This window comes from Methanobacterium alcaliphilum (genome assembly GCF_023227715.1).
In the GTDB taxonomy this organism is placed as follows: Archaea; Methanobacteriota; Methanobacteria; order Methanobacteriales; family Methanobacteriaceae; genus Methanobacterium_E; species Methanobacterium_E alcaliphilum.
Genome location: NZ_JALKIF010000007.1, coordinates 1 through 17224, shown reverse-complemented (window position 1 = coordinate 17224; position 17224 = coordinate 1). Strand labels below are relative to the sequence as shown.

The window sequence follows — 17224 nt, the reverse complement described above, 5'->3', positions numbered from 1 at the left end:
ACAATGAAATTAATAATATCATGGCTATTCTTTTATTACTCAATGACATTAAATATATTATATTTAGTTTTATAAATATTAACTGATTTTAGTCACCTGCTTTTTAATATTTATTAAACATCAATTAATTCCCTGACTGTTTGTTTAAACTCATCTACGAGTTTATAATTCTCTTTTTCCCAAGAATTTGGCCTTTCATAAGATATTATTTGTCTCAAATAATCTCTTTCTGCAATTCCAATCTCCCGGGACATGGTAGTTAAAATCAATCCTGCTTTGCCCACATTAATGGCTTCACCATCTCTAATTAACTTCTCTTTTATCATTTCTCTTGTAACTACTTTATTTTTAATACATAAAGGAATAAGAATATTTTTGATTCTAAGAGGCGTCGGACGTTTATCTAAGAAATAATTCTTTAGTAATGACTTCAAATCATCAAGTTCATAATCACCTGGAACATCTGACATCTTAATCTTCCGTGATGATTTATTTCTTCTTTCTTCATCAACTTCTTCAGGGATTATCATTGTTCTAGCAATTAATTTATCGCCGCTGTTTGTTTCAATGTGTTTGAAGATTAAAGCATTGATGCTAACCCCGTAATTTGTGGATAACCATCCAATCATTCTTTCAAGTGGTTCATCTATTGAAAATCCGACAAGAAGAATTCTCTGGGATTCATTGATGTTTATATTTTCCAGATCAACATCCTCAAAATTTTCATTCAAATGATCTTCTATGCTTTCTCCAGTATATTTCAAGCATATATTATTTATTTCGTCTAAATCCCATGTTGAAACATCTGATACGTAATCAATCGCTTGAGCTAACACATCCCTAGGCAATCTTCCTCTTTTTAATTCGATTATTACTAAATTACCAGATTTATCTATAGCTAAAAAATCCAATGGTCCCGATCTTGTCATTGTTTGTTCTCCAATGATTAATAGATCCTGGCCCAATACTATGGGGTATTTTTTTATCCATTCTTCAAAATCTTTTTCCATATCTCCCGAAGATTCCATACTTGTATCAATTGGATTTAATTTGCCATCAATTATTTCCCAGACCCCTATCTCAGTTGCCATTGAACTCCCCCAAATTTCATAAATATATATTAACATTTAATTCTGAATTAATAAATATTTTGGAATAAACTTGAATTGAAAAGGTGATTTAATGAGTTATGCAAGAAGTGGCTATGGTGTGTTTAAGAAAAAAACGGTTAAAGTTGAGATTCCTGGAAATTTAACCTCAGAAAATAATGTGATAATTATAGATTATATGGATTTTCAGATTTTGAAAATTCTATTTAGGGGAATTAGAAAGAAGGAAGAACTCACAGAAGAATTGTGGAATATTGTTCAGAATAATGATTCAAATGTTCCTTTCTATGATTTACTTAAAAAACATGACTTAAAATTAAGGTATGATGGTGATGAATTTGTTTTAGCACGAAAATAATCCACATCACATCTCAATTATTTTAGAAATATCACAATTTGTATCATTGTCAGTGAAAGATCCATAGGCACAAATACCAATTAATAAACCAATTGATGTCAATTTTGATCCATGAAACTCATTAGATAAATCTTTAATTCTTTTTCCAATTTCTGAAGAAGAAAAGTCATTAGATTTCCATATTCTCAAATTTTTCTTTCTTCCTAAATAATCAACATATCCCGTAGTTGGAGAAATTAAATTACCCTCAGTTAAAATTATACAGGATGCCGAATTAAGATGGTAAAAATCCATTTTATTCCAAGAATTTATAGGCAATAATGGAGAAAGGTTTTTTATTAGATATTCATTCCACCAGGTGCTTGCTTCCTCAGGTGGGATTTCAGGTATTTCTATAGTTTTTGATATATACATTAAAAAAGCCATAACAGATAATATTTTAAGATGTTTTGTCGAAAGATTAGGGAGCGCGTTTACAGCCATATTACACGTGATTGACTTGAATGTTTCTGATTCTTGCTGTATTCTAAAAGAAATCACTTGAGCCAATAATTTATGTTTTTCATAAGAAGAAGTTCTAGCAGCAGTTAATATTGCATTTTGGAGAATAATAGCAAAATCAGGATTATTCAAAGTTTTTTGGACTGCATCCAAAGTTTCAAATTTTTCTTCAAATTGTTTTTCAAGGTTCTGGAGGCGATTTCCTAATTCAACAAGAAAATCAAGAGTATTTATCTTCGCTTGTTCTTGTACTTGTGGCTGATGATTTTTATAATATTTATTGATCCATTTCTCTGCATAGTTACAAGATTTTTTAAAAATTTCTTGCCCAACTCCTGAAGCAATCCCTCCTAAAACCCCTATTGTCAGCGGATCATCAATCATATATTACCTCCTTAAACATGAAAATTGTAGTATCTTTTTATGAAGTTCTTAATAAATGAATTTAAAGTATACCTTCACTTTTATTAAACTGTTATTCTACAAGTTTTTTGAAATCAATGTCATCCCAAAGATTTTTAAAATCTTTGTCTTTTTTCGCATTTTCTTTATTTTTAGGATCTAATTCAATTGATTTCACTAAATTTTCAATAGAAAGTTCTTTATTTTGTATAATGGCGAATAAACAAGCCTTATTAAACCATGCACTAGCTAAATTTGGATTTAATTCAATTGCCTTAATTAAAAATTTATCTGCCTCTTCAAATCTCCTTGTTTTGATAAATAGGCTGCCTTTGTAAGAATATGCTGCAGCAAAATCTGGGTTTAATTCAATAGTTTTATTAATAGATTTAAATGATTCTTCTAAATTATCTATTTCATTAAAAGCAGCACTTCTATAGAACCATGTTGCAGATATAGTTGAATTTATATTCAGTGATTTATCAAGTACATTAATGGCTTTTTTAAACTGATTAATCATAATTAAAGCGATACCTTTATCAGTCAATGCCTCATATGAATTTGAATTTAGTGTTATAACTTTGTTATAACATTCAATAGCTTCACTATAAAGTTCTGATTTATGAAATACTAGTCCTTTATTTAACCATGCTCTTTCAAAGTCAGGGTTGAGTTTAATAGCTTTATTAAAACAAGTTAAAGATTCATCATAACTTCCTTTTTCAGTAAATAGATTGCCTTTGTGATACCAAAATATAGCATTACCTGGTTCTAATTGTATAGCTTTATCATAAGATTCAAATGCTTTTTCAAATTCATTAAGTTCACTTAAAGCAAGACCTTTATTAGACCATACTACAGCACAATTAGGGTTAATTTCTATCGCTTTATCATAAAATTCAAGTGCTTCTTCAAGTCTATTAATATTAGCAAATAAAAGACCTTTATTGGACAATGCTTGATATAAATTGGGATTTTATTTTAATGCTTCATTATAACACACAATAGCCGCATCTGACTCATTTAATAAAGTAAGAGCTAATCCCTTATTACTATATACATCTGCTGTAGGACTTACGTCCATTGCCATATTAAAACATTTCAAAGCAGCAAGAGGTTTAGATAAATTTAAAAGTACAAGGCCTTTGTTAACCAAAGCACCAACATGATCTGGTTTAAGTTTTATTGCTTTATTATAAGCATTTAATGCTTTATCCATTTGTTTTAAGTTATAAAATAAGTTTCCTCTTTGCCAAAACTCTTCTGGATCATCTTTAATTTTAATTTTTTCCTTTTCTTTTTTTATGTCATTCTTTATAGCAAATATGGCTTCATTAACAAGTTCTGAATCATTTTTAAACTCACATTGTTGAAATTTTGCTAATTTACCTATTTCAGATAAGGATACTCTGGAATGTTTAAGTGAAATAATCCTTTTGTTCAGTTCTAAAGCTCTTTTACATTCATTTTTAACTTCATCTGATTCAATTGTTAGTGATGTTATAATAACAATAAAAAAAACAGATTTCTCCAATGCATCATCTATTTCTTTTCTCCAATCATTTCCACTTGAAAGATTTACATGAGCTACAAACACATTGAATTTATGAATTTTTGATTTTTCTAAGGCATGTTTTAAATGTTCTGCATAGTCTTTCCCTGAATCAGTTTCATAGCTTATAAAAACATCATATGCCATTCAAATCCCCTTGAATATAATTTATTCAGCAAATTTATCTCTTAATGTATTCTTTAATGCTTTTTCTAATTTTTCAGCTCCCATTATTGAATCTTCATAAACAAGACATCGATAATGTTTTAAATCAAAAGGCACGTCATCTAAATTCTGCGTAATTAAAATAACTTCTTTACTCATTGCATGTGCAAGCCCCAATTCATAAAAAACATTTGGATTTCTCCCAGTGAGTTCAGCAACTAAAATTCTAGCTTTTTTGATATATTTCCATATATCTTCTATTATTGGTCCTGTTCCAAAAATTTCATCTGCTCTTCTGCAATTTAATTTAAATTCATTACCTTCAACTACTTTTTTTATTATATTTTCATATATTGAATCGAATTTATCATCAAATGGCATCAAAACAAAACAAAGTTTTTCATCAACTTCTAATTCATTATTTTCTAGTTCAAATATTTCTTGTGGTGGGGGAGATTCAATTGATGGATTTTCTTTATATTGAATTATATTATCAATTTTATAAGAATCATATCCTAAATTAACCAATGATTCTTTAACTTTGCTAAGGTCCATCTCTTGATTATTCCAATCAATAAAATCAGTGATTATCTTTCCTACTAAGTCCAGAAACTGTTCATCACTCAACTCCCTTAACTGTTCCAAGAAAATACCTAAAGCGCCAGTAGCATAACCTGTAAATCCTGGGATTAACATAGCAACATTACTAAGGCGCATTACATGGCTTTCACATCTTTCCCACAATTGATCTAAATTATTTTCAATACATAAATGATCAAAACGTTGAGTAATTAAATATTTTGCAATTCCTAGTCTCAATAAATTGGCATATAAGGGTTTTATTTCAGGATTAATATCAATGTTCATAATACTCAGCTCTATGATTAATAATAATAGTTGAAGTTATTATATAAAATTTCGCTTTAATAAGATAACAGTTTGATGATATGATAAATCAGAACAGAACTCAGAGATAAAGTTAAATAATGATAATGCAAAAGGATACTTTAAGATGTGATTAAATCAATTATTTTTATAATAAATCTTTAAATAAATAGGAAATAGTTGAGGGAAAACCTTTAAGATTTTTATAATTTAGGGGAGCTTGAATAAATGGGTCGAATTCAAGATGACACCCCCGAAAGACCAACCCTTCAAAAAAACTTGAATATAAATTTATGGATTTCAATAATAACATAAAATTTATAAATAAAGTAATAATATTATGATTTATGAAATCATTATTACAATTCAAGGAATGGTTAAAAGAAGTTAATCACAAGTGTAAAGACCCCGACTTAGACTACTTTATAGACATTATCGAGATATATGAAGAAGAAAATAAACAAGTAAAATAATATAACACAATAATTAAAGAGATGTTGCTCCAAAAATACCAATATAATACTGAATTAAACCAATAGCTCCTTAAAATTACAAAGAGTGGCTCACTCTTATTATTTTCTTGATAGCAACAGTTGATATACTCCTACAATACTAATTTAACTAATAATTGAATTAATCTAACCTATATCTTCTGTATCATTTACAGCAATCTTGCCTTAAGAATATGCTGTAAAAACCCATCTTCATAATAGTATCCTTGGGTGATACCCTGAAACCCAAAGACGACGCTGCCAAATGTTATAAAGAAATCCGTGATAATGTGATCACCACCCAGTGGAATGATAATAGTCCGGACTACCATGAAGACGGTAAAATTGATTATATGTCCTGATTAAAATCTTTTTTTCTTTTTTATTCAAAAAAAGAATATTCAGCCGCATATTTCATTAAAAGAGATGCACATGCCTTTACTTTATCATAATCCATTGTTGCCCTTTGATTTAATATAAAATCAGTCAATGTATCATAATAAGTGAAATCATAGTTCAGAGGATCCCTTTTTATATCAACCTTCTTATTTATGAAAGTCACCACAGGCCTGACGCGAATTCGTGATATATTATGAGCAGATATATATTTGGATAGTCTTGTTGCATTATACCTGGACTGTCTGCAGGGATTACTATGTAATGGCCTTAATGATCCTTTTTTAATAATTTGTAAGTCATCTCCAGTTAGTTGGAACCTACCCAGATAATTCTTGGTCTCTATTGCAAAAACACCAGTAGGTCCCACAACTATATGGTCAATATTTCCTTTGATATTAGGTAATGTTACATCATTAAAAACAAAGAATCTTTGTGGGAGAGTGTTTAGATATCTTGCCACTTTTCTTTCGCCCCTCACCCCTTTCTTCCAGATTTTTCTTTTTTTAGATGCCTTAATAAATAATAACCCACCAGCTCCCACTAATCCCAGCGCAATATATTCCCCGGTTATAAATAATATGAATAATCCAATTAAAGCAATTATAACTCCAGCTAACATGGCTATGGCAAAATTTATTACCCTCCTCTCAGCGTAGTATTGGTGGTTTTTTACAAGTTTCCTTTTAGATTTGTAGGATCTCTTTGCACGAGGAGTAGGTTTAAGGTTCTCACCACATTCTGAACATTTAAATTCATGAATATCTCTATTTCCAAGCCTGTACTTGGCACCACAATTTTTGCAAATTATATTTTTCATTTACTCAAAAGCTCCCATATTATTATTTATAATTAAAATTAATCTTTTTTCTTATTTCATGAGGATTAATGAAGTCCCAGTATCCATTAAACCCCCTATTTAAACCATTGCTTCAAGTATATTATGATTAAGATAGAGAGCATTTGGAAATAATTAAAATGAAAAAATTAAAAATTAATATTAAACTAAGAGATGGAAAAATAGTTGTTAAGGGAAATAGTAAACCCCATGTAGATTTAGTTCCTCATTATTGAAGTCAAAATTAACCAAATTTTTATTTAAAAATTACGAATAAATTACTTTTTTAAAAAATTGAGAAAGTGGTGTAAATCTATAATACAGCTATATGTCTTGATCTAAATTTACTAGTTTTGGCTTATATTGAATTTGGGAAAAATGATATATTTTTGATGAAAATATGTATATTCGTTATATGCAGATTTAACGAAGTTAACTGTATTATTTATTCCACTCAATATGGCATATTTTATAGAGGATATATATAATGAAAGGAGTTGCAGTTAGACTGATATCATTGTCAATTTCACCATCCATCTCCATAATCCGTTTAGTATTTTTTTCAAAAAGATTATACCCATGATTAGTGTTTCTTATATATCTTAAGTCATCAGGAGATAATTTAGCTGAATTCAAATCATTAACAATCTTTTTTAAAATATTCGTGAAGAAAGCACCTGCGTTATCCGGAATTTTTTCTATTATTGGCATAATCTCCCTTTTAATAAAATCCACATCAAACATGTTTTTAAAAAAAGAAGCGTCATTCTGGCTATTATTTGAAAGAGCTATTATATTAGCAATTTTATCAGCAAAATTAAAAAAGAAAACTTTAGCCATATAAGGCAATTCATTAATAGTTGCTAATTGTGCATCAAAAATAGCTCTATTTAAAGTTAAAACTAACTGTTCTCTCTTTAAAAAATCATCTATAGAAATTATTTTTTCCATGCAATCATTAATTAATTCTATAAACCATTCATAATACTTTAATTGTTCCAGAGGGAATATATAATCAGGATCCGCAGAATTTTTAGGGCCTCGACCACTATCAAAAGTCCATTGATCGTCAAAGATGTGATGCATATCCCATAAAATTTTTGTATAACAAGTATTCTCTTCAGTCATTTGTGAATGAGTAATTGCAGTATCAGGTATATACAAAAATATTAATCCGAAAATTTTACAGTGCACAGTCAGTATAAGTGGATAAATCCCATAATCTATAATATTAAATGCATTATAAGGGAAATGATAACTATCAAACCCTGAATTTTCTTGCGAAGAAAATAAATTGGGATTTTTATCCAAAAAACCTGATTGATGAGCAAGAGTTCTTTGACCATGCCAAATTTCATCTTGCCATTTTTGATCAATTTCTATTGCCCATATTTGACCTGAAGGATATCTGGAGAAAAACAATGGCCAGATATGATGTAGCATTATACGACCACTTTGATTGATATTCCCAATATGGTCCAAAACATCTCTAATGTAATACAAAAATAATTTTTCATTGTCTTGACATTTTATATCGATTTTTTCCAGTAGATAACTAGCTTCATGTTTTAAGCTACTCTCATCGTAAGTATGCTGATTAAAGTAAAATTTTTCATCAAGAATTCTTTGAATTTCGTTATTGTCATCTTCCAAATCTTTGAATTGGAGTTTAAATAATAAATTCAACATATAATTTCACCAAAATTTTCATGAAGAAATTATTTAGTGATTTCACTTTGAATTTGGTTGAATTCATCATCACTCAATACGGGGATAATTCCCTCAAGTGAAATCTCTTCAGTTGTATTAGCAAACACCATACCCCTAGTTCTTTCAGTCCAAACGGGCTCTTTTAGTTCGTAAACTCTTAATAACCAGACATATGCTTTGCTGGAATTTAGATATGATCGGACATGTTCATTTGTCCATATATGGTATTTATTTAATCCACCTATACGGTTAGCTGGTTTTTCTAGTACATCTTCTACTTTAGCATAGTATTTAACCAGTGTTTTAGAATCATTCTTTTGAGGATGGGCATTTTCTTGGACAAATAATTTGTATTTATCCTGAAAGCTTTCTAAGAAGTTTTCATTATTCAAATAGCTGACTGTGGGAAATAAAAGAAAGTCTTCCACAATGGTTTTATAATTTCTTATTAGAATAGATTGCTGGCCTTGGCCTAGAGCTTCTAAGGTTGCATTCCATTCATTTAAGCATTTGGTTATTTTCATGTTTTAACTCCATGAATAAAAAAATTCATGAATTTTCGCATTCTTCATGAAGTTTACTTATAAAGTCCGCAGGATACTTATTATGTTCCTTGATTCTGGGATTAACACCTTCAAATATCTTTTGTGCAAATCCTTTTAGCTTTCGAGCTTCTTTATCCTTCCATCGTGGGTTTCTAATTACTATTCCATATATTAACTCAGGATCTATATTTTGTCCATCATCAGACAATTTTTTTAGGATGTCTTTGGATCTTTCGACATCCTCATTATTTGAAAGTATAACATAATTACTTCCTCTAGCGAGTTTATCCGTTAAAATGTCTAATGCTTTATATACTACACAATCTATCATAAAAACACCTCTTTTTAATTAACTTATTAACAAAACATCTTTTGTAATAATCCTTTTTTGAACTCTTTATTATTTACAATATTTTTTACCATACAATCTAACTTTAAATCAATATTTGAAAGTAAATTAACTATTTTTGACTGTTCTTCAATTGAAGGAATTTTTAATTTTAATTTCATCATTTGTTTTTTGGATAAATTAAACCGAGTACTTCCTTGAGCTAATTTTTTAATTTCATTGCGAATTAAAGGACTTCTTAAGTAAAAACTCATGAATTCTGGAAGAATATTATCAAAAGAATTTAATCTGAAGCCAAAGCAAAAACTATTTAGATAACAATCTTCAATTTTATCGAGAAGAACTGAAGCCATTCCAGCTTCTTCAGGAGTTTCAGATGATGTTGTAAAGAATATATCCCCATATTTCACAGTATTCTGTTTTTCAAAGTTTTTTACATCAACACGTTCTAATCTGTCTAAATCAATTTTATTTTTGTCAAAAATAGATTTATATGTAATAAATGGGCTTCCTTTTCCAAAATCTTCTTTAGTTTTTCCAGACAATCCCGTATAAGTAGAACCTATATCTCCCAATAATTTTTCTTCCCAATCAAGATATTCTTCCCCATTTTTATCTTTAAATCTTAATTCTTGAGAGAAAATCTTCTGCATCATTCCTTTTTTATATGTTTCCCAAAGTTCCTGTTTTCTCTCTAGTTTTTCTATTTTTTCATCTACATTTGATAGAAAGGAAGCTATTTTTTCTTGTTCTTGTAAAGACGGTACCCCCACATTTATTTGAGATAAGTTACTACCAGAAATCAGCGCTCTGGTGGTGATAGAACTATGTTTGATGATTTTTTGTCGATTTGAATGACTTCTGAAATAATAAGCATAAAATAAAGAATTAATATTATCTTTATCAGGCCTTGCCCTTAGTATAAACCCACTAAAAACACATTTAATTTTCATACCCCTATACGAACTAGTAAGTCCAATTTCCTCAGAAGTTTCGGAAGTTCTAGTAAAAAATAGGTCATTGAACTTTACACTATAACGCTCTATTTCCTTGTCATTTAGCTCCACTAACCCCTTGATTGTCGTTTCATCATTTAAAACGTTTTGATTTACATCCATATAGTTCAAAATTTGAATTCCTTTTCCAAAAAACTCTTTTTCCTTATTCAAACCATTTTTAATTGAATAAATGTCTTTAACTTTTTTCTCGTCCCATTCCCCTCTAAATTCTGGAAATCTCAACTCAGGCACATTCACAAGAATCATCTCCGGAATATAGGGGCCTTAATGCCCAGTTCATTGCAATATTTTTCAATCTCAGCATCGACTTCTATGATTTCATCCTCAATCTTTTCCAACTCAAGAACTAGTGCATCCAAATCAACTGGTTCTTCTTCTTCAAAAGTATCCACATAGCGAGGAATATTCAAATTATAATCATTGTCCTTAATTTCTTCCAGGGTGGCTGCATGGGCAAATTTATCCATATTCTCCCTTTTTTGGTAGGAATCTATAATCCGATCAATATCCTCAGTTCGTAATTTATTCTGGTTTTTAACCTTTTCAAAGTATTTAGATGCATCAATAAAGAATACATCAGCATCATCTTCCCTGCACTTCTTAAATACTAAAATAGTAGTCGGAATACTTGTCCCATAAAATATATTGGCAGGTAATCCAATCACTGCATCCAGATAATTCTTCTCAGCAATCAAATACTTTCTAATTACACCTTCAGCGGCTCCTCTAAAAAGTACTCCATGTGGTAAAACGACTGCCATAGTTCCATTTTCTTCCAGATGATAGACCATGTGTTGGACAAAGGCAAAGTCTGCTTTGGATTTAGGGGCTAGCTTTCCGTAAACACTGAATCGTTCGTCATCTAAAAAATGTTTGTCTGATGACCATTTTGCTGAAAAAGGCGGATTGGCCACTATGGCCTCAAATTTCATTCCTAAATGCCTTGGATTTTCTAAAGAGTCTCCTTGTTGTATATCAAAATCTTCATATTTTACATCGTGGAGAATCATATTCATCCGGGCCAAGTTGTAAGTCGTTTGATTCAATTCTTGTCCATAAAAGTCTGACACTTTTGATTCACGGGACACACGTAATAGTAATGATCCAGAACCACAAGTAGGGTCATAAACGTTTTTAAGCTGCTTTTTGCCAATAGTAACTATCTTAGCTAATATTTTAGAGACTTGTTGTGGAGTATAAAATTCCCCTGCTTTCTTACCCGCACTGGAGGCAAATTTACTTATTAAATATTCATATGCATCCCCTAATACGTCTTGTTCATGATCTTCCAGTTTAAAATCGATTTGTGATAAATGAAGTAATATTCTGGATATTAATGCGTTTTTATCATCAGTACTTCTCCCTAGCTTGGATGATGTTAAATCTACATCTTCGAATAGGTTTACAAAGTCTTCTTCACTTTCGTGGCCTGAAGCAGAGTCACCTATCTTTTTCAATGCTTTTTCTAGGGTATCTAATAAAAATTGACCATTCTTTGCTTTGATTACTAAATTTTGGAAAAGACACTGTGGTTCTAAGAAATATCCTAAATTTTCTATACCTTCTTCTTCAATGGCTTTTTTAAATTCTTCTTTTTCATATGCTTCTGTAAAAGTTAAGTTATTTGCTTCTAATTCTTTATTCATATGAATTTCTATCTTTTCCGAGAGGTATTTGTAGAAAATGAATCCCAATATATAGTTTTTAAACTCGTTGGCATCCATATTTCCTCTAAGTTCATCTGCTATGGCCCATAATTTACTTTCCAGTTTGTTTTGATAATCCGACATAAATATCACCCTAAAGATTTGATAAAATATTTTCAGTTAAAATCGCTTCCAATTCAATAATCCTCTTTTTAAGCTCTTTTTTTCTGGATAATAAAGAAAAGAGTTTAGCATATTTGTGCTGTATTTTCAAGTCAATCTGTTTTAGTTTAACTTGATTCAAAGAGCTCAATTTGATAATAGGCAATGCTCCCCCTTCTACTCTACGTTGAAGTTGATTTCGAATATTTTGACTATTAAGAATATACGATAAATACTCTGGATCGAAGTTATCCATGCTTCGTATTATTGCAAAATTTTGAGGAACTACAATATTTCCTAAGTCAAAATTGACAAATGCTGCATTATATGGGGGACTCAATTTGATAATTATATCCCCTTTTTTGAGCAGATATTTATCATCGATTTCTCTTTCCGATTCTATCGTTTCTAAGAGATTTAAATCAATATTATTGTTTTCAACACTTTTTAAAGTCACATGTTGGTATTTGTACAACTTTTTTAGTCCGGATGACTCATTTTTTCTTCTGAAACGATTTATCACGAGCCCCGAAGATATTTCTGCTGCTTTCGACAAACTAATCTCTTTCATTATTAACTCCATCTTTATGTTCTTATTGACTTAGAACATTATATGTGAGTCATCTTATTTAAAGTTTACTATTTTTCATGTTATTTTTTATTAAGAACAATTACCAACTGAACTTATCTACAAGATCAATGATTCTATCCCGTATTTTCTGAACTTTTGATCTGCGTTCAAGTAATCCAAGTTCTTCGGTAAATGATTCTTTGATTAAATCGTTTCTGATTTTCCCTGAGAATTCATATTCTGCTATGATTCCTTTAGCAACCATTTTTTGTAGTTTTTCATCATCGATGAGTTCGCTTACAGCATTATTTCTTTCTTTTTCAACGAAAGTTTCAAATTCTGATTCGATCTCTTCTTTATCGCCAATTTCAGGGATATTATCATTTATGAATCTTTCAATCAATTCCAGTTTACTTCTAAGCTCATGGGATCCTTCCATGGCATCTAAAATGAATTTCTTATCTTTATCAAATGATGTGCTATTGTAATCTAACTCTTTTAATAATGTGATAATGTAAGCTACGTTGATGTCATCTCTTCTTATTAGTTCTATTTCAAAATCAATATCATCCAGAATAGAATCCTTTTCTGTTTTATTATAGGATTTAACCTCTTCATAAAGGTCTAAATACTTGCTTTTGTAGTCTTCAAAAGTTTGTTCCTCAATATCTAAATCATTAAAATCAAATTCTGTAAAAATGTATAAACGGGTTATAATACGTAGTAACTCCCTAAATATTCGAACAAACTCTTTTTTTTCGATTTCCGAGGGTAAATCATCTACATCATATATATCTGGAGTTAATTTGATAAGCTCAATCAAAACCTCATTGAAATCTTTGACGTATTCTTCATATGGTTTCATTAAGATTACTTCAGAAGCATCTTTATCAGAATACAATTGGATGGCGTCGTCTGTGAATTTTTTGAGGTTCCTAAAACAAAAAATGTTTCCTTGCATTTTTTTCTCATTTAAAAGGCGGTTGGTTCTGGAAAATGCTTGTATTAAGTTGTGGTATTTTAGGTTTTTATCTACATAGAGGGTGTTGAGGAATTTGTTGTCGAATCCCGTTAAAAACATGTTTACGACAAGTAATATGTCGATTTGTTTGTCTTTGGATCTTTTGGCCACATCCACATAGTACTGGTCAAATGTGTCAGTTGAGAAATTAGTTCCAAATAACTCATTATAATCACCAATATAATCATCAAGCTTCTCTCTGGAATGTTTTTCATCTTTAATTTCCTCATTATCATCATAAGAAAAGATGGTTGCAATTTTTAAATCATGTTCTTTGCTTTTAAAAAGATCATAATATTTTTTGAGAACTTTCACAGAACTTACTGCGAAGATAGCGTTAAATTCTTTGTTGAATGTTTTTCTTTTGTGATTAACTATGATGAAGTCAACTATTTTTTCCAGTCTTTCATCTGCTTCCATGGCCTCTTTTCTATTGATATCTTCTACATCGATGTCTAAGATGGCCTTAGTTTTCATGGTTGAGAAGTATTCTACGTGAAATCCTAGGACGTTTTGATCATTGATTGCGTCTTTAATTACATAGTTGTGTAGTTGTTCTCCGAAAATATCATGTGTTGTTCTGTTTTTGTTAGCATTAACTGCAAAAATAGGTGTTCCAGTGAATCCAAAGTACTGTAAATTGGTAAAAAACTCTGTGATTTTTTTATGCATCTCACCAAACTGGCTGCGGTGGCATTCATCGAACATTAAAATAATATTTTTATTTTTTACTCCATCCAAACGTTTTTCATGTCTTTCAACAGCCCTAGTGAGTTTTTGTATAGTGGTAATTATTAGTTTCTCTGTCCCTGCGAGTTGTTTTACTAAAGCTTTGGTGTGGTCTGTACCATCAACAGAATCTTCGGAAAAACTGTTGAATTCTTTAGTGGTTTGATAGTCAAGATCTTTTCTGTCAACTACAAAGATTATCTTATCGATTTTGGGGTTTTCAGCTAGAATTTTGCTGACTTTGAATGAGGTTAGTGTTTTCCCACTTCCTGTAGTGTGCCATACATAACCGTTGTGGGTAGTGTTTAGTGCTTTATCGAGTATAGCCTCTACTGCGTAGTATTGGTATGCTCGTAGAACCATGAGCGCCTTTTCAGTTTCATTTAGAACTATGTATTTAGTTATCATCTTAGATAAATGGCATCGTTCTAAAAAACATTCGGCAAATTCTTCCAGATTGGAAATATTTTTATTATCTTTATCTTTCCAGTAAAATGTATATTTGAAGCTTAAATTCTTATTATTGGCATAGTACTTAGTGTTTACGCCGTTGCTTATCACAAATATTTGCACATAATTGAAAAGCCCACTGAATGAGTGATATTGGTATCTATTTATCTGATTAAATGCCTTCTTTAATTCAATTCCACGTTTTTTTAGTTCAATTTGGACAAGTGGTAGGCCATTGATTAAGATTGTAACATCATATCGATTCTTGTATTTGCCTTCTAAGGTTATTTGGTTGGTTACTTGAAAGAGGTTTTTGCACCAGTCTCTTTTGTTTAAAAATTTAATATAACATGTCCCATCTTCTCTTTGTAGGGGATATCTATCACGAAGCTTTTTAGCTTTATCATATACAGTTCCACCTTCTAAGAATGTGAGAATCTGATTGAATTCAGCATCTTCTAGTTCTACTTTGTTGAATTTTTCAAGTTGGGTCTTAAAATTTGTTTTAAGACTGTCTTCATCAGTAATCTTTACTCTTTGATATCCACCTTCAACGAGTTTATTGATTAAACTTTTTTCCAGTGCTGCTTCACTCTGTGTGGCCATTTTATTCCCTTTTCTATGTCAACATATAATTTAATATTATTAACTAATTGTTTTTTATATTATTATAGTTATAGAATTCATTTAGATGTGAATAGTGACTGTTAAATATATGTACTTGCCCAAATTAATAGAAAAATTTTTATATTTAAACTTTAAAAGTATACTTTTATGATTTTAAATAGGTGAATAAATGAAAATTTCAAAAATAATGTTACTGTTTTTATTTACAGCAGTAGTAGCATCTCCTGCAACATTTGCAATAACCGTTGATAGCCACCTGGACAGAATTGATACAATGACCTGTAAACAAAATGACACAGCTAAAGTAACTGCACAATTGTGGGCAGAAAACACTTTTTGGGATAATCCCATAACTTTACAAGATTTAGATTTATACATATACCCTAAAAACCAAAACACAATCGTCTTTCAGGCAACAGAAGAAACAGATTGGCCAACAGGAGAAGCAACATTTAGAATTAACACTAAAAATATGGAACCTGGAACATACACTCTCAAGGTACGCTTTGATGGAGGATCTGAAATTTTCGGAAGTTTCAGGCCATGTTCAACATACTCAACATTCACTGTAACAACCTAAATTTACATTAAATATCCATACAATTTTTTTCTTGTGATGGTTTATTATGTAATTTATTTTATATCATACATTTAGTAATAACAAAATTTCTAAATCTACTAATGTTATTGATTGAATTATAAATACAGCACTTTATCATTGAAGCAAAAAAAAATTAAATAGTAAATATTGAAATAATAATAGTATATTTAAAAAAATAATAATTTAGGGTGAAAAAAAATGGATAAAAGAAAGATAATAATACTATCTTTTTTGGTTATGGCCGTAGCTGGATTAACTTTAAGTTCAGCATTTGCATTAGATGTGCCAACCAAATACAAAACAAAAGTTTTTACCAGCAAATACTATCCATCTGATAAGATCTATTCAGATGGTCAATATGTTTGGGAACCAAGAGTAGCTAAATTTTCCAATCCATACATATTTGAGAAAAAAAATGGAAGTAAAGTAAAAATTAGTTATTATATCTACAATAACAACGGAAAATACAAATGGACCGATGTTAGAAGCTCCAAAATAACTGTTAAATACAAAATTAAAACCAAATATCACACCTATTACAAAACAAAAGTAGTTAAATACACCAAAATACCTAAATATGGTGCTACTAAAACAATGATACTTAAAGGTCCAAAAGGAAGTAAAGTTACAATACGCTCCATGAAATGGACCCAAGTGCAAAGACTTTGGTATGGGCAAATAACTTAAATCCCATCCTCTATTTTTTTATTTTATTATAATATATTCGTTTTTTAAAATTTTTAACTCCGAATCATCCATATATTGCCCAATCAGATGCTAATATCCACTTTAAGTAAGATTCTTTAAAAATAGATGGAATATGATATAAATAAATAAAATCAGCACCTGGAAGTACTGTTAAACGGGCACCTCAAGGTACACTGACTCCCAGGTTTTACCTGTTATAATGAAGATTGTTTTCAAAAGATAAATAATTTACTTGAAATTCATATTAATTACATTTCTTTAAAATTAACGAATTTTAAATATTTCAATATCCACTAATTTTAAGTTTAAAAGTAAACTATTTATTCAAAAAACAGTGGCTGTAAAGTTGTTGGGGGTTGGGACTTTGCGAAAAATTTTTTGAAAAAAAA

Annotated in this window: 17 protein-coding genes; 4 read left to right on the top strand and 13 right to left on the bottom strand. The window is 29.9% G+C overall.

What is annotated here, in order from left to right:
* Positions 1 to 113: 113 nt before the first annotated feature.
* Positions 114 to 1091, bottom strand: coding sequence for an endonuclease NucS domain-containing protein (locus MXE27_RS06295; RefSeq protein WP_248611560.1), 978 nt, complete (start codon positions 1089 to 1091; stop codon positions 114 to 116).
* A gap of 91 nt (positions 1092 to 1182) precedes the next feature.
* Between MXE27_RS06295 and MXE27_RS06290 the strand changes: the two genes are divergently transcribed.
* A complete protein-coding gene (locus tag MXE27_RS06290; protein ID WP_248611559.1) occupies positions 1183 to 1467 on the top strand; it encodes a hypothetical protein in 285 nt (94 codons plus the stop codon).
* A 6-nt stretch (positions 1468 to 1473) separates the two neighbouring features.
* On the opposite strand, the gene MXE27_RS06285 is transcribed toward MXE27_RS06290, so the two are convergent.
* The 4 genes from MXE27_RS06285 to MXE27_RS06270 all read right to left on the bottom strand — a co-directional run bounded on the left by MXE27_RS06285 (position 1474) and on the right by MXE27_RS06270 (position 4954).
* Complete coding sequence (locus tag MXE27_RS06285; RefSeq protein WP_248611558.1) at positions 1474 to 2352, bottom strand: LPO_1073/Vpar_1526 family protein; 879 nt, start codon at positions 2350 to 2352, stop codon at positions 1474 to 1476.
* Positions 2353 to 2443: 91 nt separating this feature from the next.
* A complete protein-coding gene (locus MXE27_RS12030; RefSeq protein ID WP_248611557.1) occupies positions 2444 to 3325 on the bottom strand; it encodes a tetratricopeptide repeat protein in 882 nt (293 codons plus the stop codon).
* Between the two features lie 21 nt (positions 3326 to 3346).
* The gene (locus MXE27_RS06275) at positions 3347 to 4069 is read right to left on the bottom strand and encodes a toll/interleukin-1 receptor domain-containing protein (protein WP_248611556.1); all 723 of its coding nucleotides are present in this window, start codon (positions 4067 to 4069) and stop codon (positions 3347 to 3349) included.
* A gap of 21 nt (positions 4070 to 4090) precedes the next feature.
* Complete coding sequence (locus MXE27_RS06270) at positions 4091 to 4954, bottom strand: hypothetical protein (RefSeq protein ID WP_248611555.1); 864 nt, start codon at positions 4952 to 4954, stop codon at positions 4091 to 4093.
* A 736-nt stretch (positions 4955 to 5690) separates the two neighbouring features.
* Between MXE27_RS06270 and MXE27_RS11935 the strand changes: the two genes are divergently transcribed.
* Positions 5691 to 5825 carry a hypothetical protein gene (locus MXE27_RS11935; protein ID WP_282731069.1) on the top strand — a complete coding sequence of 45 codons (135 nt, stop codon included), beginning with the start codon at positions 5691 to 5693 and terminating at the stop codon, positions 5823 to 5825.
* Between the two features lie 20 nt (positions 5826 to 5845).
* Here the strand turns inward: MXE27_RS11935 and MXE27_RS06265 are convergent, their stop codons facing one another.
* The 8 genes from MXE27_RS06265 to MXE27_RS06230 all read right to left on the bottom strand — a co-directional run bounded on the left by MXE27_RS06265 (position 5846) and on the right by MXE27_RS06230 (position 15505).
* A complete protein-coding gene (locus tag MXE27_RS06265) occupies positions 5846 to 6679 on the bottom strand; it encodes a nuclease-related domain-containing protein (RefSeq protein WP_248611554.1) in 834 nt (277 codons plus the stop codon).
* 459 nt (positions 6680 to 7138) lie between these two features.
* On the bottom strand, positions 7139 to 8386 hold the full coding sequence (locus MXE27_RS06260; RefSeq protein WP_248611553.1) for a hypothetical protein: 1248 nt from the start codon (positions 8384 to 8386) through the stop codon (positions 7139 to 7141).
* 29 nt (positions 8387 to 8415) lie between these two features.
* Entirely contained in the window at positions 8416 to 8931 is a 516-nt protein-coding gene (locus MXE27_RS06255) for a DUF1802 family protein (protein WP_248611552.1), read from the bottom strand.
* Between the two features lie 25 nt (positions 8932 to 8956).
* On the bottom strand, positions 8957 to 9283 hold the full coding sequence (locus MXE27_RS06250; RefSeq protein ID WP_248611551.1) for a hypothetical protein: 327 nt from the start codon (positions 9281 to 9283) through the stop codon (positions 8957 to 8959).
* 26 nt (positions 9284 to 9309) lie between these two features.
* The gene (locus tag MXE27_RS06245) at positions 9310 to 10557 is read right to left on the bottom strand and encodes a restriction endonuclease subunit S (RefSeq protein WP_248611550.1); all 1248 of its coding nucleotides are present in this window, start codon (positions 10555 to 10557) and stop codon (positions 9310 to 9312) included.
* 5 nt (positions 10558 to 10562) lie between these two features.
* Entirely contained in the window at positions 10563 to 12110 is a 1548-nt protein-coding gene (locus MXE27_RS06240; RefSeq protein ID WP_248611549.1) for a type I restriction-modification system subunit M, read from the bottom strand.
* A gap of 10 nt (positions 12111 to 12120) precedes the next feature.
* Positions 12121 to 12699 carry a restriction endonuclease subunit S gene (locus tag MXE27_RS06235; RefSeq protein WP_248611548.1) on the bottom strand — a complete coding sequence of 193 codons (579 nt, stop codon included), beginning with the start codon at positions 12697 to 12699 and terminating at the stop codon, positions 12121 to 12123.
* A gap of 100 nt (positions 12700 to 12799) precedes the next feature.
* Complete coding sequence (locus tag MXE27_RS06230; protein WP_248611547.1) at positions 12800 to 15505, bottom strand: type I restriction endonuclease subunit R; 2706 nt, start codon at positions 15503 to 15505, stop codon at positions 12800 to 12802.
* 295 nt (positions 15506 to 15800) lie between these two features.
* On the opposite strand from MXE27_RS06230, the gene MXE27_RS06225 reads away from it, so the two are divergent.
* A complete protein-coding gene (locus tag MXE27_RS06225) occupies positions 15801 to 16106 on the top strand; it encodes a hypothetical protein (protein WP_248611546.1) in 306 nt (101 codons plus the stop codon).
* Between the two features lie 219 nt (positions 16107 to 16325).
* The gene (locus tag MXE27_RS06220; protein ID WP_248611545.1) at positions 16326 to 16814 is read left to right on the top strand and encodes a hypothetical protein; all 489 of its coding nucleotides are present in this window, start codon (positions 16326 to 16328) and stop codon (positions 16812 to 16814) included.
* Positions 16815 to 17224 lie beyond the last annotated feature (410 nt).

Bases quoted from the DNA above. Each gene is read 5' to 3' on its own strand.
- MXE27_RS06255 (WP_248611552.1), bottom strand. From the start codon at position 8,931: ATGAAAATAACCAAATGCTTAAATGAATGGAATGCAACCTTAGAAGCT.
- MXE27_RS06230 (WP_248611547.1), bottom strand. From the start codon at position 15,505: ATGGCCACACAGAGTGAAGCAGCACTGGAAAAAAGTTTAATCAATAAA.
- MXE27_RS06295 (WP_248611560.1), bottom strand. From the start codon at position 1,091: ATGGCAACTGAGATAGGGGTCTGGGAAATAATTGATGGCAAATTAAAT.
- MXE27_RS06235 (WP_248611548.1), bottom strand. From the start codon at position 12,699: ATGAAAGAGATTAGTTTGTCGAAAGCAGCAGAAATATCTTCGGGGCTC.
- MXE27_RS06265 (WP_248611554.1), bottom strand. From the start codon at position 6,679: ATGAAAAATATAATTTGCAAAAATTGTGGTGCCAAGTACAGGCTTGGA.
- MXE27_RS06240 (WP_248611549.1), bottom strand. From the start codon at position 12,110: ATGTCGGATTATCAAAACAAACTGGAAAGTAAATTATGGGCCATAGCA.
- MXE27_RS06225 (WP_248611546.1), top strand. From the start codon at position 15,801: ATGACCTGTAAACAAAATGACACAGCTAAAGTAACTGCACAATTGTGG.
- MXE27_RS06220 (WP_248611545.1), top strand. From the start codon at position 16,326: ATGGATAAAAGAAAGATAATAATACTATCTTTTTTGGTTATGGCCGTA.
- MXE27_RS06275 (WP_248611556.1), bottom strand. From the start codon at position 4,069: ATGGCATATGATGTTTTTATAAGCTATGAAACTGATTCAGGGAAAGAC.
- MXE27_RS06270 (WP_248611555.1), bottom strand. From the start codon at position 4,954: ATGAACATTGATATTAATCCTGAAATAAAACCCTTATATGCCAATTTA.
- MXE27_RS06285 (WP_248611558.1), bottom strand. From the start codon at position 2,352: ATGATTGATGATCCGCTGACAATAGGGGTTTTAGGAGGGATTGCTTCA.
- MXE27_RS06290 (WP_248611559.1), top strand. From the start codon at position 1,183: ATGAGTTATGCAAGAAGTGGCTATGGTGTGTTTAAGAAAAAAACGGTT.
- MXE27_RS06250 (WP_248611551.1), bottom strand. From the start codon at position 9,283: ATGATAGATTGTGTAGTATATAAAGCATTAGACATTTTAACGGATAAA.
- MXE27_RS06260 (WP_248611553.1), bottom strand. From the start codon at position 8,386: ATGTTGAATTTATTATTTAAACTCCAATTCAAAGATTTGGAAGATGAC.